The following is a 25,306-nucleotide window of genomic DNA, read 5'->3' on the forward strand; positions in this document are numbered from 1 at the left end:
CGAGTGGTGGGGCAAGAGCGTTTTGCTTACTTTTGACTGGGCCGGCATTCCGGCTGTTCAAAAGTGAGCCGCTGTAAGAGCGGAACCAATCTCAAACATCACCCAAAAACGGATATACCCCCAATCACCCAGCCACCAAATCCCCCACCCGTGCACTGCGCAAATACGTCTGATACAACGCCGCATAAGCCCCCCCACGATCAATCAACGCATCATGCGCCCCAAGCTCAACGACCTGCCCATGCCGAACCACGGCAATCCGGTCCGCATCCCGGATCGTCGCCAGCCGATGGGCAATGATGATCGCCGTGCGCCCCAGACACAGCCTGCGCAACGCCCGTTGAATCCGCCGCTCTGTGTGAATGTCCACCGCCGAAGTCGCCTCATCCAGCACCAGCACCGCCGGGTCCGCCAGATACGCCCGCACCAGGCAAACGAGCTGCCGCTGCCCATGACTCAAATGCGCTCCCAAAGGCCCAACCTCGGTGTGGTACTGATGCGGCAACCGCTCCAATACCTCATCGGCGCCCAGCTCCCGGGCCGCCGCGACCAGGGTCGCGTCATCCGCCAACGGCGCCGCCAACCGCAAGTTGTCGAGAATGCTCCCGCTGAACAACACATTGTCCTGCAACACCACCCCGACATTGCGCCGCAACGCATGCTGGGCCAGCTCCCGCACATCAATCCCATCCAGCCGCACCACGCCCGACTGCACCTCATAAAACCGCGTGAGCAACTGCACCAGCGTGCTTTTCCCATGCCCCGAAGGCCCGACAATCGCCAACACCTCACCCGCAGGAATATGCAAATCCAGCCCATTGATCACCGGCGCCTGCGCACTTGGCACATAACTGAAACCCACCTGCTCGAACCGCACCTCACCCCGCGCTCGGCCCAAATGGCGCGGTTTAGCGCTGTCGGTAATCTGCGCCTGGGTATCGAGCAACAGGAAAATCCGCTGCGCCGACGCCGATCCGGTGGCGTAGCGTTCAAACAGGTCCGACAGCTCCTGCAGCGGCCCCAAGAACAGGAACACGTAAAACAGACTTTCGGCCACTTGCCCGACCGACACTTCACCGGCCGCCAGCCCATAGCCGCCCACCAGCAATAACAAGGCGATTCCCGCCGAACTCAGCAGCGCCGTAAAGGGCGCAAACCACCCCGAGCGCAAGCTGCCGCGAATCAGTGCATGGTTGAAGTCATCCAACAGCCCGCGATAACGCCGCAGGTTCGGCGTCTCCTGGGCGCACTGCTGCAGCATCCGCGCGCCGCTGACGCTTTCCACCAGGTGTGCGGTAAAACGGCTGCGGTTTTCCGCAACCCGCGCCCAGTTGCGCTGGGAGATCCGCTTGAAACTCCAGGTCGCCAGCACCAGCAACGGTACGGTGGCCACCAGGCTGAGGAAGAAACGCGGGTCGATACGCCACAACATCACCGATGCCAGGCCACAGCGCAGCAAGGCACCGAGCAGTTCAGGCGGGCCCTGGATCACCAAGGGTTCGAGGGCGTCCACGTCGCGGTCAACCCGGGAAATGATCCGCCCGGCACGGGTCTGGTCGAAGTAGCTGACGCTCAAGCCCTGGACATGCGCAAACACCTGCACCCGCAGGGCGTTCAACACGCGGATCGCCGCGCCACCGGCAACAAACTGCGAGACCCCGGCCAGCAGGAATCGCACCAGCCAACTGGCGGCCAGCCCCGCGCCCAGCCATAGCACCAGGCGCTCGTCCAACAGCCAGTGGTCGGCCTGCTGAATCAAGCCACGGTCCAGCAGTTCACGCACGAACCAGGGTCGCAAAAACACCGTGAACACCAGCAACAGCTCAATGCCGATCACCGCGAAAATCGAGCGGCGGATTGGCCTGAGCAGCGGCAGCAAGCGTTTGAACATGCTGCGGTCGAGGGCCTTTTTCGCGAGCATTTCTTCAATTTCGATATCGCTCAAGGCTTTGCCGGCGATTGGATTAGCCATGGTCGATCCCCAGCAGGTCGCGGTAGTGCGGGTGGGTGTGTTGCAGTTCGGCGTGGGTGCCTGTGGCGGCGATTTTGCCGTCCGCGAGCATCAGCACCCGGTCGGCCAGGAGGATGGTCGACAACTTGCTGGAGATCACCAGCACGGTGGTACCGCGCAGTTCTCGTAGGTTGTTCAGTACGTGCCGTTCGCTGATGGCGTCGAGGGCGCTGGTGGCGTCGTCCAGGCACAGGATGTCCGGTTGGCCCAGCAGCGCCCGTGCCAGGCACAGGCGCTGGCGCTGGCCGCCGGACAGGGTCACGCCACGATCACCCAGCGGCGTGGCCAGGCCGTGGGGCAGGCGCAGCAAGATGTCGTCCGCTGCGGCGAGGCGCAGGGCTTCAAGCAATTGCTCATCAGTGGCGTCGGGAGCGTTCAGGCGCAGGTTGGCGGCGAGGCTGCCGGCGAACAGGAAGCTCTCTTGCGGCACCACGTGCACCCGTTGGCGCAACGCACCGAGGTCAAGTTCGCGAATGTCTTGCCAGCCAGCGCCGTCATGGCCCAGCAGCACGCGCCCGGTGCTCACATCAGTGAGGCGTGGCAACAGGCTGGCCAGCAGGCTTTTCCCGGTGCCGGTGGCGCCCACCAACGCGACAATTTCGCCGGGCACCAGGGCCAGCGAGCAGTCATGCAGAATGTCCCGCCCACCGCCGGGAGCGCTGACACTGACGTGCTCCAGGCGCAACCACAGGGGCGAAGCGGGCAGGGTGGCGCTGCCGCTGCGTATCGCTGCGGGGGCGTCCAGCAGTTGCCAGATACGTTCGGCACTGGCCCGGGCATCGGCGAAGGTTTGCATCACCCGGCCAATGCCTTCGATGCGAAATACCAGGGTGGTGGCGATCAGCAGCGAGGTCACCAGTTCACCGATGCCCAACTGACCGGCCGCCACCAGGTGGGCGCCGTAGACCAGGATCCACACATGGCCGAGGGCGACCACGGCCTGGGGCAGCGGAATGCGTGAACTGGAATAGGCCAGCGCCTGGCGGGCCAAGCCTGCGAACACTGCAACCTGTTCGGAAAAACCCTGGATACGGCTCTGCTCAAGGGCAAAGGATTTGATCACACGCACCCCGCCGATGCCTTCACTGAGGTCCTGGTTGACGCGGTCGTAGGCCGCGCCGACGCTGCGGTCGAGTTCAACCAGGCGTTCGGTTTGCATCACGAAAATCCACAGTCCGGTGACGGTCAGCAGCAGCGGTACCAAGCCCAGCCACGGGTTGTACCAGCTCAACAGACCCACGGTGGCCAACACCACCAGCGGGGTTTCCACCACCTGGCGCCAGAAGGTGATCAGCGCGTCACGCACCTTGTCGGCATCGCGGGTGGTGCGGGTGATCATCTCGCCCATGCCGTGCTGCCAGTGATAACCCAGGTGCAGGCTTTGCACCTGGGCGAGGATGCGTTCGCGCAGGCGTGTCAGCAGTTCCTGGCTGAGCACCAGGGACATGACGCTGGCGGCGTATTGCAGCGCGCCACGGCCCAGGGCCACGGCGAGCATCAGCCACAGCCAGTGCCAGCCAAGGCTGGCATCGAGGCTGCCGTCGGCGTGGCGGATCACTGCGCGACCGGCGCTGACATCGTTGACCGCATGGCCGATCAGCCATTGTTGCCAGACCAGGCCGAGGTTGATGGCCACGAACAGCCCGGCGACCAGAGCGAAGCGCCAGGGCATTTCGCGGTAGATCGCCAGGCTGCGCAGAAGGGGGTGTTTTTCGATCATGAAAAGCTCATTGGGTTTATTGATCCTTCCCAAACTGTGGCGAGGGAGCTTGCTCCCGCCGGGTTGCGAAGCGACCCCAAAAACAGGGCCTGCTGCGCAGTCCAGCGGGACCAAGCTCACTCGCCACAGGGATGTGTTGGGCTGGTCTAGCGAGTGGTAGCGCCCTGGGTTTCCTTGGCATTGAGGATCGCCGTGTACTCCCCCGGATCAATCCCGTTCAGGTAGTAGTTGCCCACATGGTGCAAGCGCCAGCGAATCGGGTCGTGGGTGGTATGCACCCGGGCGTTGCGCCAGAACCGGTCGAGGTTCCATTTGCTCAGCGACGAACTGGCCCCCAGCAACGAGAAAATATCGCTGGAGATCTTCAACGAAGCACTGTCCGAATGCGCCCGTGCCGTGGCCACCGACAGGATCAATTCGTCCTGCAGTTCCTTGTTCTCCGGGTCCAGCTCATGTGCGTCGAACACCCGCGCCGCATCCCGCAACAGCGACTCGGCTGCACGCAGGGCCACCGCGTATTCGCCGATCTGCTTGATGATGTGCGGCTCTTCATTGGCGTGGTCCACGCCGCTTTCCACCCAGGGCCGGGCGTTGTGCTTGAGGTACTCCACCGCCGCGGTCAGCGCGCCCGAGGCAATCCCGGTATCGATCGCCGCATGCAGGATCTGCGGGAAGGTCAGGCCGGTGCGTTTCATCGGGCCCTTGCGCTTCGAAACGAAGTCTTCATCCAGCTCGATATTGTCGAAATTCACCGTGCCGCTGACCGAGTTTTTCTGGCCGAAGGCTTCCCAGTCATCCACCAGGGTCAGGCCCGGTGCGTTGCGGTTGAGCAGCACGCCGGCGCCGCCGTCATCCGAGGCCGCGGTCAGGGAGATCCATTCGGCAAGGTAGGAACCGGTGGAGTAGAACTTGCTGCCATTGAGTACCAGCTTGCCATCTGCACGCCGCTCGACGCGGGTCTTGAGGGCGAACTTGTTCTTGCCGCCGACTTCCGCCAGGGCGTTGCCAAAGCGCTTGCCGGCCAGCACATCGGCCACCAGGCGATCACGCACCGCATCCGGATAGCCGTTGAAGATGCCCCGCAGCATCACGTTGTGAATCTGCAGCAACTGGCCCACACCACCATCGGCCACCGAGACCAGGCGCACGGTTTCGACGATGGTTTGCACCGAGGCCCCCAGCCCGCCGAATGCCTTGGGCACACCGATGGCGGTCAGGCCGCTTTGGGACAGCAGTTGCGCCTGGCGCCACGGCAACTGGCCGTTCTGGCTGCTGTCGGCGGCAATCGCGGCGATCTCCACGGCGATCTCCTTGGCTGCGGCAATGGCTTCGGCCTCGCTGTGCAGTTGGCGTACCGGTACCTGTTCGAACGTACTCATAGTTTCTTCCCCTGATTTGGCCCGTGTGTTTAAGCCCCTCTGCAGGAGCCGGCTTGCCAGCGATGGACTCAAGTGCACCGCGTAAACCCGTCAGTACACGTCATCGTTAACCACCATCGCTGGCACGCCAGCTCCTACAGGGGATTGCGCTGGATGTCGGGCATTGAAGGTGCCTTGAGCAAGTTCTGCGCCAATGCCGAAAACCACCCCTGGCGGGGCCTGCGATAACGGAGTGTTGCTGGGGCAGCAGTGGCGAACGGGTGACTGCTGGGCCAGCAGCAGCGCTGCTGACAGGCCAGCAACAGTACTTCGACTCTTTGCGCCAAAGCCCTGCAAACCGGGGCTTTGGCCAATTGGCACGGCCTCTGCAATACCTCCATGGACTGCCTTGCCCAATTCAATGGAGCTGCCCATGACCCTTTCCGCGATCCTGCCCAAGCCAGCGCTTGAGCAGATCTGGTTTACCCGCTGCCCGGTACCGACCGCCTCCGGCATCGCCTACAAACTCGGTTGGCTGGGCGACGAATTCGCCGCCGACGGCCTGTCAGTCTCGACCTTGCAGGAGGCCCGTCAACTGGGCCATCACCACTACGATCACGAGCTGCCGGGGCTGTTTCGCGAAGGCGGTAATGTGCCGGCATTGGCCGCCCGTGCCGCCGGCGCGCCGAGCCGTTTGATCGGCCTGACCTGGATCGAGGAATGGCAAACCATCCTGGTCCGCCCGGACTCCGGCATCACGCGTCCCGAGCATTTGAAAGGCAAGCGCCTGGCCTTGCCGGCCTGGGGTGACAGCCGTCCGGGGAGCATCGCCCGGGCCATGAGCCTGCACGGTTACAAAGGCGCGTTGAGCCTGGCCGGCCTGGGCTTTGATGACGTGCAACTGGTGGAGGTCGCGCTGCACGATCAGGAGCAGGCGCCCAACCCACAGGAAGGTTTGCAACGCCTGTGGTCGGGCCTCGATTACCTGGCGCGCGGCGAAGTGGACGCGGTGTACGTCAAGGGCGCTTCGGCCGCCGACGCCGCGCGCCGTCTGGGCCTGGTGGTGGGCATCGACCTGGACCTGATCGCCGAGCCGCGCTACCGCATCAACAACGGCACGCCGCGCCCTATCACCGTCCACCAGAGCTTGCTGGACAATCACTTTGACCTGGTGGTGCGTTTCCTCGCACAAACCCTGAACGCGGCTGACTGGGCCGCGAACAATCGCGACGGCCTGAACGCGATTCTCGAAAAAGAAACCCGCGCCGGCAGTGCCGGTGTGGCCGAGGCCTATCGCGGTGATTTCCATACCACCCTGGCGCCGGACCTGTCGGCCCAGCGCCTGGATTTCCTCGGCATCCAGAAAGACTTCCTGTACCTGCACGGCTTCCTGGAGCGCGATTTTGCGATCGCCGACTGGGTCGACCCGCGCCCTCTGCAAGCTGCCCATGAACTGTTGGCCAAGCGCCGCGCCTGAACCCGGAGAAACTGCCATGACTGCCATTGTCCACGCCCAACCGATCACCCAGGAACTGCAGGCCTTTATCGACAAGGTCCTGCTGGAAGCCGAAGAAGCCTTCACGGTCTTCCGCGAAACCAACACCATCACCGCCAACGGCACCGTGGGCTTTATTGAGCGCGTGCCGGGCCAGGAACTGCTGGTGTCGGTCAACTACGGCGGCCCGTGGAACTACCGCAAGCCGCTGCAGGCCACCGTCACCGACTTTGCCGGCAACGTGATTGTCGGCAAGGGCAAGGGCGGCCTGGGGCGCTACACCAAGCTGTTCCAGCAGCATGCAGACGTGACCACCGTCTCCCACGTGCACTCGCCGTACCTTGGGGCCTGGGCCCAGACCCACCGCACGCTGCCGTTCCATTACGTGCCGGTGCAGCGTTACCAGTTGGCGCGGGAACTGCCGGTGTACATCGACCGTCGCCAGCAGGAAGTGGATTTCATCCTCGACAAGATCGCGGAAAACCCCTTCAACCTGGCGATCCTCGAAGCCAACGGCGGCTCCACGGTGTGGGGCAAGCAGGGGTTGCGGGCCACGGCTGAGTTCATCCTGTTGCTGGAGGAGGGCGCGCAACTGCAATTGCTGGCGGATGCCCTGGGCGGTTCGCGGGCATACGGGCCGGGGGTGTTGACCCAGCAGTGGAAGATGAGTGGGTTGTTTGAGCAAGCCACGGCGCTGGGCCTGGTCCCCGCCATCGACCGCAAAAACTGAACACACCCTTATCACGGTGACTGAAACCACCACGACCCCTGTAGGAGCCGGCTTGCCGGCGATAGCGGTGCATCAGGCGACATTCCTGTTGGATGTGCCACCGTCATCGCCGGCAAGCCGGCTCCTACAAGGGGCGGTTCCATTCAAGGATGTTGCCCCATGGCGGTAAAAATTCTCTGGTACCTCACCACCCCCGACGGCCCTTATCCATGGGAGCCCGAAGGGCGCTGGAAGACCGACTTCCAGCATCTCAAGCAACTCGCGGTCGCCAGTGATCGCCTGGGTTTCTACGGCTCGCTGCTGGGCTCCAGCCCCAACGAAAGCCTGGCGGTGGCCGCCTCGCTGATCGACGCCACCCAGCGCCTGCGTTTCCTGGTGGCGCAACACCCGGGCGAGCTGTCACCGGCAGTCCTGGCCAAGTGGGCCCTGACCTTCGACCAATTCTCCAATGGCCGCCTGCTGTTCAACGTGGTCAATGGCAATGATGCCGGCCTGGCGACCCTCGGCGTGCATTACCCCCACGATGAGCGCTACGCCTTCAGCCTCGAATACTGGCGCGCCTTCCAGGGCTTCTATGCCGGCGATACTCGGGGTTATGACGGCCAATACATCAAGCTCGCACCGCGTGCGCCCGGAGCGGCCAAGCATCCGCTGGGCGGCTGGCATCCGCCGTACCAGAAACCGGGCATCCCGCTGTGGGGCGCCGGCACCTCGGGGCCAGGGGTGGAACACTCGGTGCAATTGCTGGACGTGTACCTGAGCTTCGCCAATACGCCGCCGAAGCTGGGGGACAAGTTCCGCAAGGTCGCCGCCGAAGCCGCGAAGATCGGCCGTGAGCTGACCTTCGGTACCCGCCTGCAAATCATCGTGCGCGAGACCGAAGAAGAAGCCTGGGCCCACGCCGAGAAACTGCTGCAACGCACCTCGCTGCAAACTGCGCGCATTGCCATCGAGCGCCAGTTGCCACCCGGGGTGAGCTTCGAGGATTACCACAGCGACGACCCGCAAACCCAGCGCAACGTCGAGACCATTCGCGCCGGCCGCCTGCCCACGGCTCGCGAGCTGGAGATCTACCCCAACGTGTGGCTCGGCCCGAGCCTGTTCGGCTTCAACATCCTCGGCCCGGCCGCCGGCACTTACCTGGTGGGCAGCGCCGAACAAGTGGCCGAGCGTATCCGTGAGTACGAAGCTCAGGGCACCTCGGCGTTCATCCTGTCGGGTTTCCCGCTGATCGATGAGGCGCACCGGGTAGCAGACCTGCTGTTCCCGTTGCTCGACCTGGACCATGGTTTTGATGTGCCGCGTCTGAACGCCGTGCAGCAGCAAGAGGCGTAGCTGATGAGCGAAGGATTTTCCCGCCGAGTGTTTCTCGGCAACAGCCTGGCCATCGGCGGCGGCTTGCTGCTGGGTGGTTGTGACAGCGGGGCGGCGCCGGCGGCGGTGTTGTCGACCACACCGACCACCGGCGGACGCCTGCGCATCGGCATTATCGACGGCGACCAGTCCGGCAACCTCGATGCCCACAAGCCGGTGGGCGGCGGGATCATTCGCGGCTGGGCGCTGTACAGCAAGTTCTGGGAATGGAACACCGACGTCAGTACCCGCCTGGCCCTGGCCGAGTTCGCCGAGCCGAACGCCGATGCCAGCGCCTGGACCATCCGCATCAAGCCGGGCCTGGAGTTCCACCACGGCAAGACCATCGGCGCCGACGACATGCTGTTCTCGCTGCTGCGTCTCACCGATCCGAAACTTGCCTCGCCGTTTGCCGGACTGGTGGGCGCCATCGACCGCAATGCGCTGCGCAAGCTGGATGAGCGCACCATCGAAATCCGTTTCAAACAGGGCCAGAGCTTTTTCCCGCTGGATGAAACCCTGATCAGCTTCGGCGGCATCGTGCCCACCGACTACGACCCCATCACCAATCCGGTGGGGGCCGGCCCCTACAAACTCAAGCGCTTCGTGCCCGGCCAGCGCTCGCTCTACAGCCGGTTCGAGAATTACTACAAACCCGGCCAGCCTTATGCCGACGAACTGGAAATCATCGAATTCAAGGACCAGGTCTCGCGGGTGGCCGCATTGCGTGCCGGGCAGATCGATGTCGCCAGCGGCGTGCAGGCCGAGCACAGCGCGCTGCTCAAGGCCGACTCGCGCCTGTCGCTGTGCGTGTCGCCCAGCACCTCGTTTACCGGCTTCAACCTGAACCTGGCCAAGCCGCCGTTTGACGACGTACGGGTGCGCCAGGCGTTTCGCTTGCTGGCTGATCGGCAAGAGTTGGTGGACCGGGGCCTCAACGGTTTCGGGCGCATCGCCAATGACCTGTATTCGCCCCACGACCCCACCTACAACCACGACATTGCGCAGCGCCCCCATGACCTTGAGCAAGCGCGCTCGCTGCTGCGCCAGGCCGGGCAGACCGATCTGCGGGTGGAACTGACGACCCCGTCCGGCGCCGGCGTTAATGCCGCTTTGGTGTTTGCGCAACAGGCGAAGAAGGCTGGCGCGGAGGTTCGCGTTACCCAGGTCGACGGCGCGGTATTCAACGGCCCGCAGCGCGAGCAGTGGCAACTCTCACCGGGTTCGACCCCGGCCCGTGGCTTCCTCGCATCGGCGTTGCACAACGACGCGCCCTTGGCGATCTACAACCGCAGCAACTTCCATGACCAGCGTTTCGATGCGCTGTATCGCCAGGCCCTGGCCCAGCCGGATGTGCAATTGCGCAAAGGCCTGGTGCACGAGGCCCAGCAGATTCAACACGAACGCGGTGGCCTGCTGATCTGGGGTTTCAACGATGTGCTGGACGCCGCCTCGGTACGGGTCGGCGGCCTTGCGCCGGAACAGACCACCTTCGCCTCCTGGCGCTTTGACGAGCTGTGGTTGAACCATGTCTAAACCCCTGCGAACGCCGGCCTGGTTATCGTGGTTTATCGGCCGCCTGGGCTACGGCCTGCTCACCGCGTGGGTGATCAGCCTGGTGGTGTTTATCGCCACCCAGGCGCTGCCATCGGACCCGGCCCGGGTGATCCTCGGCCCCGACGCGCCACTGGAAAGCATCCTCACCCTGCAACATCAACTGGGGCTGGACCAACCGATCCTGCGGCAATATCTGCGCTGGCTCGGCTCGGCCCTGAGTGGCGACCTCGGGGTGTCACTGGATTCCAACGCGCCGGTCGGCAGCATCCTGTGGGGGCGTTTCGGCTACACCCTGGCGTTGCTCGCCGGGGTGATCGCCGTGGTGGTGCCGGCGGCGCTGGGCCTCGGTGTGTACCTGGCGCTGCGCCGCGACAGCCACCTCGACCGCTGGAGCCTGTCGTTGCTGATTTTCCTCAAGGCCACGCCGGGCTTTCTGTTGGCCATCGGCCTGGTGCTGCTGTTTTCCATGCCGCATATGGACTGGTTGCCGGCGGTGTCGATCCTCGACCCGGATCAGTCGCTATGGCGCCAGTTGCCGTTCCTGGCGCTGCCGGTTGTGGCCCTGAGCCTGTCAGCGCTGCCGTACCTCACGCGCATGGTGCGCGCCGCGATGATCGACGCGCTGGAGTCCGACTACGTGATCGCCGCACGGCTGCGGGGCATTCCCCATTGGCGGATCGTGTGGCGGCATACCTTGCCCAACGCGCTGGTCCCGGCGATCCAGGGCGTGGCGCTGACCTTGCGCACGCTGATCGGCGGCGCAGTGCTGGCCGAAGTGATCTTCAGTTACCCCGGCATCGGCACCGCGCTTAACGCGGCGATCCAGATGCGCGACTTGCCGATGATCCAGGCCATCGTGCTGGTGATCACCCTGGCGGTGGTGCTGATCAACCTGTTGGCCGACCTGTTGACGGTGCTGCTCACGCCCAAGCTGCGCACGGCCCGTCGCGTGACCCTGATTTCGCGCAACCGCCGGGGCATCACCCCGTGGTGGCGGCGCTCCCGAGGTGATGCATGAGCAAGACGCGAATTTCCCGCTGGCTGGCCGAACCGCAAACCCGCAAGGGCGCGCTGATCACCTTGCTGGTCATTGCCGTGGCGCTGTTCGGTCCGTTGCTGGCGCCCCATGGCTCGACGGACATGGTCGGGCCGGTGTACGGCGCGCCCACGGGGTGGGCGCTGCTCGGGTATGACTTCCTGGGGCATGACGTGTTGTCGCGGCTGCTCAGCGGCGGCCTCTCGGTGCTGTGGATGTCCGTGGCGGCGGCGAGCATTGCCCTGGCCGTCGGCAGCACCCTAGGCTTGCTCGCGGGGCTGTCGCGGCGGCGCCTGGACCAGTTGATCACCTGGCTGGCGGACGTGTCCCTGGCGTTTCCCGACCTGATCCTGGTGTTGTTGATTGTCTCGATGCTCGGCCGCGCGCCGTGGTTGATCGTGCTCACGGTGTCGATTGCGTTTATCCCGGGGGTGATCCGCCTGGCGCGGGCCAGCGCGGTGGCAGTGGCGGGGCAGGAGTTTGTCGAGGCCGCGCAGATGATGGGCTACTCGCGGCGGCGGATCCTGTTCAAGGAGATCCTGCCGAACATCCTTACGCCGTTGCTGGTGCACTTTGGCAACATGCTGACCTGGGGGGTGGGCATGCTCTCGGGCCTGAGCTTCCTCGGTTATGGCGTGGCGCCGCCGACGGCGGACTGGGGCTTGATGATCAATGAAAACCAGGCCGGGTTGCTGGTGCAGCCCTGGGCGGTGTTGGCCCCCGCCGTGCTGATCGGCGTGTTTGCCTATGGCACCAATATCCTCGCTGAAGGCATCGGCCGCAGCAGCGCACGCCTGGGAGAAAAACAGCCATGAATGCAATCGCGCAGATGACGACGACGGTGCTGCAGGTCAGTGGCTTGCGGGTTGAATTGGCGGGGCAGGTGGACGTGTTGTCCGGCGTGTCTTTCAGCCTGGAAGCCGGGGAAATCCTCGGGCTGGTGGGTGAGTCGGGGTCCGGCAAGACCACCTTAGCTACCGCGCTGCTGGCCCATGCCCGACGCGGCGCACGGATTGTCGGTGGCCAGGTGCATGTCGCGGGCCAGGCGTTATTGGGCCTGGAAGGTGAAGCGTTGCGCCGTGCCCGTGGCAGCCTGATCGGTTATGTCGCCCAGGACCCGGCCACGGCGCTCAACCCGGCGTTGCGCATTGGCAGCCTGTTGGATGAAACCCTGGCGGTGCATCAACTGCGCCTGGACAAGGCGGCGCAGCGACAGCGCATCATTGAAACCTTGCGTGATGTCGGCTTGCCGGATGACCCGCAGTTCTTGCGCCGTTTCCCTCATCAACTGTCCGGCGGCCAGCAACAGCGAGTGATGCTGGCCCTGGCGTTTGTCCTGCAACCGCGGCTGATCGTGCTGGACGAACCGACCACCGCCCTGGACGTCACCACCCAGGCGCATATCCTCGCCACCTTGCGCCGCTTGTGCAAAAGCCAGGGCGTGGCGGCGGTGTATGTGTCCCATGACCTGGCGGTGATCAAGGACCTGGTGGACCGGGTGATGGTGATGTACGCCGGGCGGATTGTTGAAACGGCTACTCGGGACGCCTTGTTCAGTCGGCCATCCCATCCCTACACCCGGGGCTTGTTGGCGGCGATTCCCGATGTGGCCGGGCGCCGTGAATTACGGGCGATTGGCGGGCATGCCCCGGCGCCTGGGCAGCGGCCTCAAGGCTGTGGCTTCGGGCCGCGGTGCGAGCGTTTTCGGGCAGGGTGTTCGCAGCAGGAACCGCTATTGCAGCCGCTGTCGCCAGGGCATGAAGTGGCGTGTCTTGCACCCCATGATCAGCCGCTGCAGCGCATCGCCCTGGCGCCGATTGCTGCGGTGGACGCGCGCACCGACAAGGCCTTGCTGGAAATCAGCGGGTTGAACGTGGCGTACGACCGCCAGGTGCTGTTTGACGTGTCCCTGCGATTGCTGCCGGGGGAGTGCCTGGCGCTGGTGGGCGAGTCCGGTTCCGGCAAGACCAGCCTGGCGCGGGCCGTTGCCGGGTTGGGGGAGAATGCCGAAGGCGAGCTGCGTTACGCGGGGCAACCGCTGCCGTTACAGGCACGGCAGCGCGAGGCGGGCTTGCGGCACCAGATTCAGTACATCTTCCAGAACCCGTACCGGGCATTGAATCCCCGGCAGACGGTGTACCAAACCTTGAGCGCACCGCTGGAGCACTTCTTTGCGGTTAAAGGCAGTGCCGCGCGTGAGCGGGTGGAGGCGGTGCTCAAGCGGGTGTCGCTGCCGGCTTCGGTGGGCGAGTTGTATCCCCATAGCCTGTCCGGCGGTGAGCGCCAGCGCGTGGCAATTGCCCGGGCATTGCTGTGCGAACCGAAGCTGCTGATCTGCGATGAAATCACCTCGGCGCTGGACGTCTCGGTGCAGGCGTCGATTCTGGATTTGCTGCGCCAGTTGCAGCGGGACGGGTTGACGTTGCTGTTCGTCACCCATGACCTGGGCGTGGTGCGGGCGATTGCCGACCGGGTGTTGGTGCTGAAGGTCGGGCGGGTGGTGGAGCAGGGCGCGGTGGATAGCGTGCTGGATCAGCCGCAGGCGGCGTATACGCAGACATTGCTGGAGCATTCGCCATCGCTGGGCTGATTGGCACTGCTGCGCAGTGATCGCCGGCAAGCCGGCGCCTACGGTAAAAGGCGCACACCTGTAGGAGCCGGCTTGCCGGCGATAGCGGAGGCCGCCTTTACGCGGCCTTGCGGCGCCGAGCCTCTTCGCGCACCGCCGGGATGATCCACCGCCCATAATCCACGGTGTCATACAGCGGGTCGTACCCCCGGTTCAAAAACGTCGTGACCCCCAGATCCACATAATCCAGCAGCGCCTGGGCCACGGTCTCCGGTGTGCCCACCAATGCCGTGGTGTCGCCATACGCCCCAACGGCCGTCGCCGTCGGCATCCACAACGCGCGGTCATGCCGATCGCCTAAAGCCGCCGCTGCCAGCAACCGTTCCGATCCCGTTCCCTTGATCCGCTTCTGCCACGGGCTGCCCGCCGCGAACTGCGGGTTGGCCTTGATCTGCTCCAGAATCTGCTCGGCCCGCTGCCACGCCAGTTCCTCGGTCGCGCCCAAGATAAGGCGCACCGACAAACTCACCCTTGGCGCCTGTACACCCGCCGCACTGGCCGCCGCCTTGAGCTTGGCAATCTGCTCCGCCACACCGCTCAACGGTTCGCCCCACAGCGCATACAGGTCCGCATGCTTGACCGCAATCTGGTAGGCAATGTCCGACGAGCCGCCAAACGAAATCGGGATATGCGGCTGTTGCAGCGGCTTGACCGGGGAAAACGCGCCCTTGATGTTGAAGTACTTGCCCTCGAAGTCGAAAGGCTCCTCGGCGGTCCAGGTGCGCCGCACGATCTCCAGGTATTCGTCGGTGCGTTGGTAGCGCTCGGTCTTGTCCAGCAGGAAGTCGCCTTCCTGGGGTTCGGCGGTGATGCCGGTGATGGCATGCAGGCGAATGCGCCCGCCGCCGGTGGTGTGGTCCAGCGTGGCAAACGCGCGGGCTGCGACCGTCGGCGCAGTGAGCCCCGGGCGGTGGGCGATCATGAAGCCCAGGCGCTCGGTGTGCGCCGCCGCGTAGGCGGCGATTTGCAGGCTGTCGGCGCTGCCGGGCCCGCTGGCGATCAGTACCCGGTCAAAGCCTGCGTGTTCATGGGCGCGGGCGTGGTGGCGGATAAAGTCGAGGTCGAAATCCGAGCTGCGCACGCCACGGGTCTCGGACCATTGGCGGGGGAAGATCATGCCGACAAATTCAATGGACATGCTGGGGCTCCTTTGAGGGTTAGAACTGGTAGTCGACCTGGGCCAGCAAGGTGCGGCCCGGCATCGGTTGCAGGAAGGTGTTGGTGGAGCCGGCCAGGCCGCTGACGAAGTTCAGTTCGTTGGTCAGGTTCAGCACGCGCAAGGTGGTGCTCCACTGCGGCTGGCGGTAGTACACGGCAAGGTCGAGGTTGTATTCGTTGGGGATCTTTACGGTCTTGCTCAGGTTCAGGTACCAGTTGCTGGTCCACCAGCCGGACAGCTCGGCGCCAAAGCCCGAGTCGAAGCGGTAGTCGACGTAGCCACTGGCGGTGTATTCGGGAATCTGCACCGCGTCGAAACGCCCGGAAGGTCGCTGGTTGAGGCTGTTGTTATCGCCGAACACCGTGCCGTTGTCGGGCACGAACCCGGCCGATGCAAATCCCGCCTGGGAGGTGAATTCGTTGTAGGCATTGAGCTTGGACAGGTTCAGGCCGCTGCGCAGGTGGTCATCCGGCTGATAGCGCACGGTGGCTTCCACGCCCTTGATCACCAGCCGCGCGATGCTGTTGTTGCTGTCTGGCGCCTGGTCCCGAGCCTGCTTGAACGCGGCCAGGGTCATGAACAATTGGTTGGGCACCGCTTCGACCTTCACGCCCACTTCGTGCAACACGCTCAGGCTTTGGAACGCCAACGGGTTGAGCTGGTTGGCGCCACTGCCGCTGCCCCAGCCCAGGCCGTTGGAGAAGAACCCGGTGTTGACCGCCAGCGAGCGATCGAAGGTGTAATACAGCGTGGTGTTTTCCGTGGGCTTGACGTAGGGGCTGACCTGGAACGCGAACAGCCGGTAGTTGTCGCTGTCCTTGCGCGGGTTGCCGCCGGCGAGCACGAACGGGTTGTCGATCTCGGCCTCGATCCAGCTGCGGCTGGCACCGATGTTCAGGCCGAAGTAGTCGCCGTACTTGAGGTTGTGCTGGCTGAACAGGGTCTTGGTGGTCCAGGTGCTTTCGGCGGTGTAGGGCGCTACAGACTCGGCGTAGAGCCCGTGCCCGGCCGGGTACATCGGCGGCAGGTTCAGCCAGCCGTAGTAGTTGGAATACTGCGGCACGCCGGGCTGGCCGATCCATGCGCCATTGCCGCCGGCGGGGTTGGCACCGGTAAGGCCCAGCAGGTCGCCGGGGTTCTTGCCCGAGGGGTTCTGGGTCAGGTCATAGGCGTTGATGGTGGAGCCGAAGCTGTTATTGGCCGCAATCGATTGGTTGAATTCGCGGCGATAGATCAGGCCGGTGTTGCTGTCATCCCGCAGGGTCCAGCCGCCCAGGCGGGTTTCATTGCGCGAGCGGAATTCGAAGCGGTTGTCGAAGATGTTGTCTTTGGACTGCACCTGGAACGAACCCACGGCGTCGGTGATGTCCTTGGAGCGTTCGTAGAACGTGCTGTTGGCCAGCGTGATGGTGGGCGACAAGTCGGCCTCGACGCGCAGTTGCGTAGTAAAGCGCCGGGAGCTGCTTTCGTCTTCCTTGCGTTGCCCGGTTTGCGAGGACAGCGAGCGTTCGCCGTTGCCCGCCAGCGTCGGGTCATACACCCAGCCCCGCAGGCTGCCGGGGTTGCTCTGGGTGTTGGGCGAGGCGGTCTGGAAGCTGCCGTCCACCACGCTGTATTGGCCCTGGGCATTGCGCTGGCGCTTGACCCAGCCGAGGGTTGGCGCATCGGCGGCGCCAGAGGCCAGCACCGGCGACCACAGGGTGTTGCCGTTCTGGATAATCGGCGTGGCGCGCCCGGCGTAGTATTTGCCGTTGTCCACCAGGTCCTGGGTGGCGCGGTTCCAGCCGTGGGTGATGTTGTAGTCGTAGTAGTTGTCGTAGCTGGCGTTCCAGTCCACCCGCACGTTGTCGTTGCGCCAGGCGAGGGCGCCGTAGAACGCGTCGAAATTGTTGTCGACGTTGTCGTAGAAGTCCTGCTGGCGCTGCTTGGTGATGCTCAGGCGGTAGGCCAGGTTGTCGCTCAGTGGCCCGGTATTGTCGATGCTGAATTTGTTGGAACTGCGGGACGTGCCGTCCGGTATCCACGAGCCCAGTTCACCGCTGAGCTTGGTCTTGAACTCATTGAAGTCGGGTTTTTTGCTCAGGTAGTTCACATAGCCGCCGCTGCCGGACACCGAACCGTAGGTGACCGACGACGGCCCGGCGACGATGTCGGCGCCTTCGTAGGCGTTGAAGTTCGCCGGGTGGCGCACGCCGTAACCGCGCTGGCCGTCCTGGAACACCTCGGAGCCCTGGGCGCGAAACTGCGGGGCGATGCCGGCGTTCTGGCCGCCGCCCCGGGTGATGCCGGGGGCGTATTTGACCAGGTCATCGGCGCTGCGGATCGAGTCGTTGGCCAACTGCTCAGCGTTGATCTGCACCACCGAACGCGGCGTGTCGAGGACCTTGGTCTCCGTGCCGCCGTACACCGACGTCGGCGGGCGGGTGGGCAGGGCATCATCATCGGACTGGCTGGCACTGGCCTGCACGGTCACGGTTTGCAGTTGGGTATCGGCGGCAAACGCCTGGATTGGCAGGCTTGCGGCCAGCAGCAGAGGTAAACGCAAGGCGATAGCGTGCATGGCAGAAATGCCCCATAAAAAACAATGAAGAGCGCACGGTCCCTTGTAGGAGCCGGCTTGCCGGCGATGAGGCCCTTGAGCCCTGCGCCGGTCGACCGGACGCCATCGCCGGCAAGCCGGCTCCTACAGGGCGATGCGTTGTAAGTGGGTCAGGCCGTGTCTTTGAGCCAGAGCTTTTCAAAGCGCCAGGTGCTGAACAGCGACTCTTCCGACTGCGCCCCGCCGACGCGGGTGGAAACGCTGTCGAGCAAGTCGGCGTAGCCCCAGATCAGCATCCCGCCGCGCTCGTACTGGATCTGCTGGACCTGATGCACCAGGGCCTTGCGTTTTTCCAGGTCGGGCTGGGCCATGGCGGCCAGGAACAGCTCGCTGAATTGCGGGTCGTTGAAGTGGGTCTTGTTGGACACCGCAAACGGCGCGTCGGTATGGATCGCACTGGCCAGGAACGGCGCGCCGATGCTGCCGCCGGTGCTCAGGGTCCAGTCGTTTTTCAACGGGCCCTGGAAAGTCGCCAGGTCCACCTGCTTGACCTTCAGGGTCACGCCAATGCGCTTGGCCTGCTCGGCCAGCACCAGCGCCGAACTCAAGCCAGGCCCCGGTGTGGTGATCAATTCCACCTCGAGGTTTTCCTGGCCGGCGTCCTTGAGCAGTTGCGCCGCCCGTTGCGGGTCGTAGGGGCGTGGCCCGAGGTCGTGGTTGAAGGTCGGGTCGCTGGGCGCATACAGGTCATTGGCCACCCGGCCCTGGCCATTCAACGCGCGGCGCACCAGTTCTTCGCGGTCGGCCATCAGGCGAAACGCTTCGCGCACCCGTGGGTCGTTGAACGGCGGCTTGTCGAGGTTCATGTCGAACGACAGCCAGTTACCGGTCACCGAGGTGATCACCTTCAGGCGCGGGTCCTTTTGCAGGATCGGCAACTGCTCGGTGGGCATCACGTTGGCCATGTCGATTTGCCCGGAACGCAGGGCGGCCAGGCGCGAGACCTGATCCTTGAAGTCGATGATCTCCAGCTCATCGGCGTAGGGCTTGCCGTCCTTGTAGTAGTTCTCGAAGCGGGTAAACAGTGAGCGTTGGCCGGGGGTGAAGCTTTTGAGCTTGTAGGGGCCGGCGCCCACCGGGTTGGTGACCGGGTGGTAGTCCACCGGCACGATGCCGCCGAAATTGACCCAGGTTTCTGCCAGCGGCATGTAGCTACGCCCCTCCCGGAAGCTCAGGCGCACGGTGCGGTTGTCGAGCTTGACCAGGTTGTCGCGGTCCACCCAGTGCAGCAGCGCCGCGTAGGGCGAGGCCAGCTGCGGGTCGGTGAGGCGGCGGATCGAGAAGATCAGGTCGTCGGCGTCGATGGTCTTGCCGTTGTGGAATTCCAGGCCGGGGCGCAGGCGCAGGGTCCAGCTGCTGGCGTCGGCATTCGGCTCCGCGAACTCGGCCAGAGCCAGGCGCGGCTGCATCTGCTCGTCCCATTCCCAGAGCTTGCTGTACAACGCAAAGCCGCGAACGATGCCGCTGCCAATGGGTTTGTGGGCATCGAGGTTGCCGCTCTGGTTGCCGTCGAGAATCCCCAGGCGCAGGCGCCCGCCGTAGCGGGGTTGATCGTTGCCGGTGACGTTTTTGGGCGTGTCAGCGGGGCCGCAACCGGCCAGCAGCAAGCCGCCGCCGACGGTCACGCTGTAGCCGAGAAAGTCCCGACGGCTAAGCAGTAGGCTCATGGCATCAGACTCCGGCCGGGCCGTTGGCGGAGCGCAGTTCCAACACCGGCTCCTGGGGACGACTCAACTCGGCGCGTTCACTGCGAAAGTGCGGCAGGATGTGCTCGCCGAGGCGGTAGGCTTCTTCCAGGTGCGGATAGCCGGCGAGGAAGAACAGGTCGATGCCGATGCTGTTGTACTCGCGAATCCGCGCCACCACGTTCTCGTAGCTGCCCACCAGCGCACAGCCCGGTGGAATACCGATGTAGCCAAAACCGGTCCATACATTGGGGTGGATGAAGAAGTCATCGAAGCCCTGGGTCTCGGTTTTTTCGCTGAAGCCGTGCTCGTAGCTGAGCTTGCGCGCCGTACGCAACCCGGCGTGGGCCGCCACGGCCTTGACCGCGCCGCGGGCGATGCCTTCGTCGAAGAAGCGTTTGGCTTCGGTGCGGGCCAGTTCTTCGGTTTCCCGGGTGATCACGTCAATCGACAGGCCGAAGCGAATGTCAGTGCGGCCCCACTTCAGCGCGCGTTCGCGCAGGTCGGCGATCAGGGCGGCGATTTCGTCCGGGTGTTCGGCGCGCATCAGGTAGAAGTCGGCGTGCTTGGCGGCAAACTCCCGGGCGGCGATGGATGAGCCGGCGGTACAGATCAGCGGCAGCTTGGCCTTCTTCAATGGCCCGCGCAGGCCACCACCGTCGGCCTTGTAGAACTTGCCGTCGTAGTGGAAGGACTCGTTGTGCCAATAGCCCTTGACCACGTCCATGAATTCGGTGGCGCGTTCGTAGCGTTCATCGTGGTCGCTGAAGTCGCCGACCTGGCGCTGGATCACGTCCGAGCCGCCGTTGATGATGTTCCACACCAGGCGGTTGCCGGTGGCCCGCTGGTAGGTCGCCGCCTGCTGCACCGCCACCCACGGGGTGTAGTGGTAAGGCTGGAAGGCGGTGACGAATTGCAGGGTACGGGTTTCCCGGGCCAGCAGCGCGCAGACGGTCCACGGTTCTTCGCCGGTGGGCGCGTTGACCATCAGTGCGCCGCCAAAGCCGTTGATCTCCGCAGCCCTGGCGATTTGCCCGAGGTAGTCGATGTAGGTGAAATGATCACCGACACTGAAGCCCGACACCGCGCCGGTGCTGGGCCCGCCGCGATGCCAGTCGCCCCGGTTGCGCGGGTCGCCGGGCAGGAACTGGGTTTCGCCGTGCAAGGGCAGGCGGGTAAAGAATTCGATGCTCATGCAAGCCTCCTGCTTATTGCGCGGTGGGGGCGCAGATCGGGGTGATCGGCTGGTCGTTGATGACTTTGTGGGCAAACGGGATCGAGTCCTTGAGCGATGCATTGACCGTGGCACTGTGGCCCAGGCCTTTGTACAGGTGGCCTTCGACGATGGAGCCAGCCTTGCAGGCGTCCTGCATCAGCTTGACCTGGGTCGCGGCGGCCGGCGTGGTGTCTTCGGCGCCGGTGCCGATGAAAATCGGCTTCGAGGTTTTCAGCGTCGGGTAAGACACCTGCGCCAGCCACGGCGCGAGTTGCTTGCCCTTGTAGTCTTTCTTGGTGTTGGCGATGCTCAGGCCGAGGCCTTCGACATCGCCTTCGAGGGCGAACAGGCAACTGGTACGGGCCTGCTCGAAAATCGGCAGGGCCTTGTCGGTATAGAAGTCGGCGGGGTTGATGCTCGGGTCGTATTGCTGGGCGGCGAGCAACGTGTAGAAGCCGTAGGCCAGGGTGGGATCGACCTTGTTGCGCACTTCCTCGCTGGGGTTCTTCGCGTAGTCGAGGGTGTAGATCACGCCGGTGCCGATGCTGCCTTTCACTCCCAGGTCCGGAGCGTAGGTGGCGGCATAGGCGGCTGCGGCGAAGGCGCCGGCACCGCCCTGGGACTGGCCGACGATCAGCACTTTGTCGGCCAGCCCGGGTACCCCGGCCACCACGGCCTTGGCGGCGTCGAGAATCCCGTAGGCGGCCATGCGACTGTTCAGCAACGGATGGCCACCGGGTACGCCGAGGCCCTGGTAGTCGGTGGCGACGACGGCAAAGCCTTCGGCCAGCCAGCGATTGAGGTAGGCCACGTCACGGTAGGAGCGACCTTGCCACGACGGCGCACACACATCCGCCACGCCCACGGTGCCATGGCCCCAGCTCGCCACTGGCCAGCCACCGGCAGGCGGCGTGCCTTTGGGCAGGAACAACGCGCCGGACACCACGATCGGTGTCTTGTTATCGATGCCGTCGGTGGAGGTGTACAGGATGCGTTGGGCGCTGGCGGCATTGGCCAGGCTCAGGGTGTTGTCCAGCGGCTCGCTGCGCAGCAGTTTGCCGGGAACGGCCGGGATGGCTTTTTCCCAGGTGTAGAAAGCCGAGACGCGGCCATCACCTTGCAGCGGGTCAGGTTTGGGGGCGTAGGTGTCGGCAGCAAACACGCTCATGGACAGGGCCAGGACGCTGAGGCCGAAGGCAAAGGAGTGCGGCAGTTTCATGCTCAATTTCCCTATTACGGATTGGTGCTGACCTGGCCACGCAGGGCCGGCCAGTAGTCGGTGAGTTTCAGGTCGATCAGGGCCTGGTTGGTAAAGCCGGTGGCCAGTGACGGGCCGATGTCGTAGGTGTCGCGAATCAGGTGATTGGCCAGGGCGTAGGTGGTGAGGGCCTGGTAATGAGCCTTGAGTTGCTGGTCGCTTTTTGGCGCCCAGCGATCCTTCCAGGCCACCGGGTCGTTCTGGTCGTCGCGACGCAGCACGCTCTCGGCGGTGCCGGCGCGGGATGACAGTTGGTAATAGGCGTCCTGGTTCTGTGGCTGGGAAATCCACCACGCAGCTTTCACCCAGGCGGTGGCGAGCAATTGGGTGATATCCGGGTGCTGCTGTACGAAGGTCTCGGTGCCCCACAGGTCGGACACCAGCCGCCAGTCGTTGCTGCCTTGCTTGGTCGACCAGATGATCTTGCACACGCCTTTGTCTTCCAGGGCATAGGCCTCGCTGAGCAACACTGCTGCGTCGACCTTGCCGGCAGACACAGCCGCGGCGCCGACTTGCGGGTTGAGGTTGGCAATCTTGAAATCGTCGAGCTTCAGGCCCTTGCTGGCCAGGAAGTTGCTGAAGGCGAACTCCCATGGCCGACCGCGATGCAGCGCCAGGCGCTTGCCCTTGAGGTCTTCGATGGTGTTCGCGGCGGAGCCTTCCGGTACCACCAGGTAAATATTGTTGCCGCTGCCACCGGGCACGATCAGCTTGCCTGGTACGCCACCGGCGCCGGCAATTACCGAGGGCAGGTCACCGCGTACGGCGAAGTCCAGGCTGTTGTTGCTGAAGCCTTCGTTGATCTGCGGCCCGGCGCCGGCATGGGGCAGGGCGATCCACTCCAGCTTGACCCCGCGCTCACGCAGTTGCGCTTCGAGCCAGCCGTCTTCGATGACGCGCCCGGCGATGCCGCCGAACACCGGTTTGCCGCCCTGGGTGTAGGCGACGATCGCGATCTTCACCGACGCCGGTGGCGCCTGTTCGGCCAGCACGCCGGTGCTGACCAGCACAGCGAACATGGTGGCGATGCTGTTGCGCCAGAATCTTTTCATTGGGATCTCCCTGCTAAGTGATCGCGACCCCCTGTAGGAGCCGGCTTGTCGGCGAAAGCGTCCGTTTAGTCGGTGCAAGGCTTTAGGGCCTCTTCGCTGGCAAGCCAGCTCCTACAGGGCAGGTGGCGTTGAGAGGGAGAGAGCAGATTGCATGCCATCAGCCGAAAAACGCGCTGCACGCCTTGTAGAACGTGGCTTTGCGGGTTTTCGAAGAACTGCCTGGCAACGGCTTGGTGTTGATCTGCACACACGCAGGTGCTGGCTGATTGCTGCTCCAGCAGCAGGCGAGGTGCGATGTGTTGGTATATTCGTTTTGGGAATATATAAATATTAATTAATAATTAAATGGTATAGAAAACTTCATGCACTATTGACACGCGCTTTTACTGCCAGGAATGCACCATGTCGCTGATCACCCATCCCAATGCCCGTGAATTGACCAAGTCGGTGCGCGCCACCGTGCTGGTCTTCAAGGACCCGCGCTCACAGGAATTGCTGGCGCGTATCGAGCGCCTGGCCCCCAGTGAGGCCAACACCTTGATCATCGGCGAGACCGGCACCGGCAAGGAATTGGTCGCGCGGCATATCCATCACCTGAGCCGTCGCGGGCGTGAACCGTTTGTGGCGGTGAACTGCGGCGCCTTCGCCGAAACCCTGGTGGAAAGTGAGTTGTTCGGCCACGAGAAAGGCGCATTCACCGGCGCCACCACCCACAAGGCCGGCTGGTTCGAAGCGGCCAACGGCGGCACCCTGTTTCTGGATGAGATCGGCGATTTGCCGTTGAACATGCAGGTCAAATTATTGCGGGTGTTGCAGGAGCGAGAAGTGGTGCGCCTGGGCTCGCGCACACCGATTCCGATCAATGTGCGGCTGGTGGCGGCCACTAACGTCAACCTCGCCGACGCGGTGGTGGCTGGGCATTTCCGAGAGGATTTGTTCTACCGCCTGCACGTCGCCACCATCCGCCTGCCGCCCCTGCGGGAACGGCCCGGCGACATCCTGCCGCTGGCGGAGTTTTTTCTTGAAGAGCACTGCCAGCGCCTCGGCTACAACCGCGCGTCACTGAGCATCGATGCCGAGCGCAAGCTCCTGGAACACAGCTGGCCGGGGAATATTCGCGAGCTGGAAAACGCCATTCACCATGCGTTGCTGGTGTGCCGCAATCAACTGGTGCAGCCGCCGGATTTGCACCTGGTGGACATGCGTTCTTCCGGCATTCGCCAGGACGAGGCGAACCAGGCCGCGCCTGCGATCACTGGGCCGGTGAGCCTGGAGGCGGCGCTCACTGCGTTGTTCGAACAGAACATTCCGGACCTCTACGAGCACATCGAAGAGACGATCTTTCGCGCGGCCTATCGATATTGCCATGGCAACCAGTTGCAGACCGGGCGCCTGCTGAATATCAGCCGCAACATCGTGCGGGCGCGGCTGGAGAAGATCGGCGAGTTGGGCAAACCGGTGCTGCTCGACGGGCAGTGACGGGGGTGTTAGCGTTTCGGGCTTCTCTATCTGTAGAGGGCTCGACGTTGATTCGACTGACCGATTACATCGCTGATTTTTCCCGTTCGCCGCTGGCACCCTGGGTGGATCTTGCGCCGTGGGAGTTGGTGACCCAGGCGCCGGAAATCGTTCGCAAATTGCTGGCGGGGCTTTCTGATGATGACTATGAGATTCATGACGAGATTGCCGTGCACCGTACTGCGGTCGTGGAGGCGGGCGCTGTTTTGAAAGCGCCGCTGATCATCGGCGCCCACTGTTTTATCGCTGCCGGTGCCTACCTTCGCGGCGGTTGCTGGGTGGATGAATATTGCATCTTCGGACCGGGTGCCGAGCTCAAGACGTCCTTTGTCTTCAGCGGCAGCAAGTTGGCGCATTTCAACTTTGTCGGTGATTCGGTATTGGGCCGCGGGGTTAACCTGGAAGCCGGCAGTATCGTGGCCAACTACCGGAACGAGCGTGACGACAAGGAAGTGCAGGTGCGCATTGACGGGCAGTTGCAGCGCACCGGCTGTGACAAGTTTGGCGCGCTGCTTGGGGATCAGTCGCGGGTTGGAGCCAATGGTGTGTTGGCACCGGGAGCGGTGCTTGCGGCGGGTAGTGTGGTTAGGCGTGGGGAGGTTTTCGATTGTGAGGGGTAGGGGGTTTTTGGTGTACATATCCGTTAGTTGAGTAACGGCTGCTTATGGTTTCGCTCTTACAGCGACTCGCTTTGGAAAAGCCGGAATGCCGGCCCAGCCCAAAGTAAGCACAGGGCTCTGCCCCGCCTGTCGGCGCCTTGCTGTGGCTCGGGCTTATTGGGGCAGTCAGAGCCAGATCAAAATCAAAAGCAAGAGCACAGCGGCCTACAGGCCGGCTTGAGTGGTAGAAGCCAGAGCAAGATCAAGGGCGCACACGGTCCAAATGTGGGAGCGGGCTTGCTCGCGAATGCGGTGTGTCAGTCACCCAATG

The 25,306-nt window shown here is 64.0% G+C and carries 18 protein-coding genes; 9 read left to right on the forward strand and 9 right to left on the reverse strand.

The genetic code is table 11. The features are described from left to right. Positions 1–124: 124 nt before the first annotated feature. From ACW9I6_RS17390 to ACW9I6_RS17400, 3 genes are all read right to left on the reverse strand, one after another. Positions 125–1,972 (reverse strand): ABC transporter ATP-binding protein, encoded by a 1,848-nt coding sequence (locus ACW9I6_RS17390; protein ID WP_457339587.1) that lies wholly within the window; start codon positions 1,970–1,972, stop codon positions 125–127. Beyond that, positions 1,965–3,731, reverse strand: a complete 1,767-nt coding sequence (locus tag ACW9I6_RS17395) for an ABC transporter ATP-binding protein (protein WP_457339588.1) — start codon at positions 3,729–3,731, stop codon at positions 1,965–1,967. The genes ACW9I6_RS17390 and ACW9I6_RS17395 overlap by 8 nt, the downstream gene beginning before the upstream one ends. Before the next feature lie 146 nt (positions 3,732–3,877). Continuing rightward, complete coding sequence (locus ACW9I6_RS17400) at positions 3,878–5,110, reverse strand: acyl-CoA dehydrogenase family protein (RefSeq protein WP_177021448.1); 1,233 nt, start codon at positions 5,108–5,110, stop codon at positions 3,878–3,880. 412 nt (positions 5,111–5,522) lie between these two features. Between ACW9I6_RS17400 and ACW9I6_RS17405 the strand changes: the two genes are divergently transcribed. The 7 genes from ACW9I6_RS17405 to ACW9I6_RS17435 all read left to right on the forward strand — a co-directional run bounded on the left by ACW9I6_RS17405 (position 5,523) and on the right by ACW9I6_RS17435 (position 13,850). Then, the gene (locus ACW9I6_RS17405; protein WP_457339589.1) at positions 5,523–6,566 is read left to right on the forward strand and encodes an ABC transporter substrate-binding protein; all 1,044 of its coding nucleotides are present in this window, start codon (positions 5,523–5,525) and stop codon (positions 6,564–6,566) included. Between the two features lie 16 nt (positions 6,567–6,582). Then, positions 6,583–7,314: a class II aldolase/adducin family protein gene (locus ACW9I6_RS17410; RefSeq protein WP_003216972.1), complete on the forward strand. Its 732-nt coding sequence runs from the start codon at positions 6,583–6,585 to the stop codon at positions 7,312–7,314. 159 nt (positions 7,315–7,473) lie between these two features. Next, positions 7,474–8,649 carry an LLM class flavin-dependent oxidoreductase gene (locus tag ACW9I6_RS17415; RefSeq protein ID WP_457339590.1) on the forward strand — a complete coding sequence of 392 codons (1,176 nt, stop codon included), beginning with the start codon at positions 7,474–7,476 and terminating at the stop codon, positions 8,647–8,649. Positions 8,650–8,652: 3 nt separating this feature from the next. Continuing rightward, complete coding sequence (locus ACW9I6_RS17420; RefSeq protein ID WP_177027870.1) at positions 8,653–10,203, forward strand: ABC transporter substrate-binding protein; 1,551 nt, start codon at positions 8,653–8,655, stop codon at positions 10,201–10,203. After that, positions 10,196–11,242, forward strand: coding sequence for an ABC transporter permease (locus ACW9I6_RS17425; protein WP_177035535.1), 1,047 nt, complete (start codon positions 10,196–10,198; stop codon positions 11,240–11,242). The genes ACW9I6_RS17420 and ACW9I6_RS17425 overlap by 8 nt, the downstream gene beginning before the upstream one ends. Beyond that, a complete protein-coding gene (locus ACW9I6_RS17430) occupies positions 11,239–12,075 on the forward strand; it encodes an ABC transporter permease (RefSeq protein ID WP_087693864.1) in 837 nt (278 codons plus the stop codon). Before ACW9I6_RS17425 ends, ACW9I6_RS17430 begins: the two co-directional genes overlap by 4 nt. Further along, a complete protein-coding gene (locus ACW9I6_RS17435) occupies positions 12,072–13,850 on the forward strand; it encodes a dipeptide ABC transporter ATP-binding protein (protein WP_177035536.1) in 1,779 nt (592 codons plus the stop codon). The genes ACW9I6_RS17430 and ACW9I6_RS17435 overlap by 4 nt, the downstream gene beginning before the upstream one ends. Positions 13,851–13,947: 97 nt before the next feature. Here ACW9I6_RS17435 and ACW9I6_RS17440 read toward each other — a convergent pair whose 3' ends face one another. The 6 genes from ACW9I6_RS17440 to ACW9I6_RS17465 all read right to left on the reverse strand — a co-directional run bounded on the left by ACW9I6_RS17440 (position 13,948) and on the right by ACW9I6_RS17465 (position 22,858). Beyond that, a complete protein-coding gene (locus tag ACW9I6_RS17440; protein ID WP_457339591.1) occupies positions 13,948–15,027 on the reverse strand; it encodes an LLM class flavin-dependent oxidoreductase in 1,080 nt (359 codons plus the stop codon). A 19-nt stretch (positions 15,028–15,046) separates the two neighbouring features. Further along, on the reverse strand, positions 15,047–17,608 hold the full coding sequence (locus ACW9I6_RS17445; RefSeq protein WP_177027873.1) for a TonB-dependent receptor plug domain-containing protein: 2,562 nt from the start codon (positions 17,606–17,608) through the stop codon (positions 15,047–15,049). 149 nt (positions 17,609–17,757) lie between these two features. After that, positions 17,758–19,314 (reverse strand): ABC transporter substrate-binding protein, encoded by a 1,557-nt coding sequence (locus tag ACW9I6_RS17450; RefSeq protein WP_087693861.1) that lies wholly within the window; start codon positions 19,312–19,314, stop codon positions 17,758–17,760. Between the two features lie 4 nt (positions 19,315–19,318). Continuing rightward, positions 19,319–20,527: an LLM class flavin-dependent oxidoreductase gene (locus ACW9I6_RS17455; RefSeq protein WP_008430959.1), complete on the reverse strand. Its 1,209-nt coding sequence runs from the start codon at positions 20,525–20,527 to the stop codon at positions 19,319–19,321. A gap of 13 nt (positions 20,528–20,540) precedes the next feature. After that, a complete protein-coding gene (locus ACW9I6_RS17460; RefSeq protein ID WP_177035539.1) occupies positions 20,541–21,767 on the reverse strand; it encodes an alpha/beta hydrolase family protein in 1,227 nt (408 codons plus the stop codon). A 14-nt stretch (positions 21,768–21,781) separates the two neighbouring features. Beyond that, positions 21,782–22,858, reverse strand: a complete 1,077-nt coding sequence (locus ACW9I6_RS17465) for an ABC transporter substrate-binding protein (RefSeq protein ID WP_457339592.1) — start codon at positions 22,856–22,858, stop codon at positions 21,782–21,784. Positions 22,859–23,260: 402 nt separating this feature from the next. Between ACW9I6_RS17465 and ACW9I6_RS17470 the strand changes: the two genes are divergently transcribed. Both ACW9I6_RS17470 and ACW9I6_RS17475 read left to right on the forward strand, forming a co-directional pair. Further along, a complete protein-coding gene (locus tag ACW9I6_RS17470) occupies positions 23,261–24,337 on the forward strand; it encodes a sigma-54 interaction domain-containing protein (RefSeq protein ID WP_003216996.1) in 1,077 nt (358 codons plus the stop codon). A gap of 47 nt (positions 24,338–24,384) precedes the next feature. Further along, entirely contained in the window at positions 24,385–24,996 is a 612-nt protein-coding gene (locus ACW9I6_RS17475; protein ID WP_087693858.1) for an LbetaH domain-containing protein, read from the forward strand. The last annotated feature ends 310 nt before the right edge of the window (positions 24,997–25,306 follow it).

The organism is Pseudomonas sp. SDO5522_S412 (genome assembly GCF_054071215.1).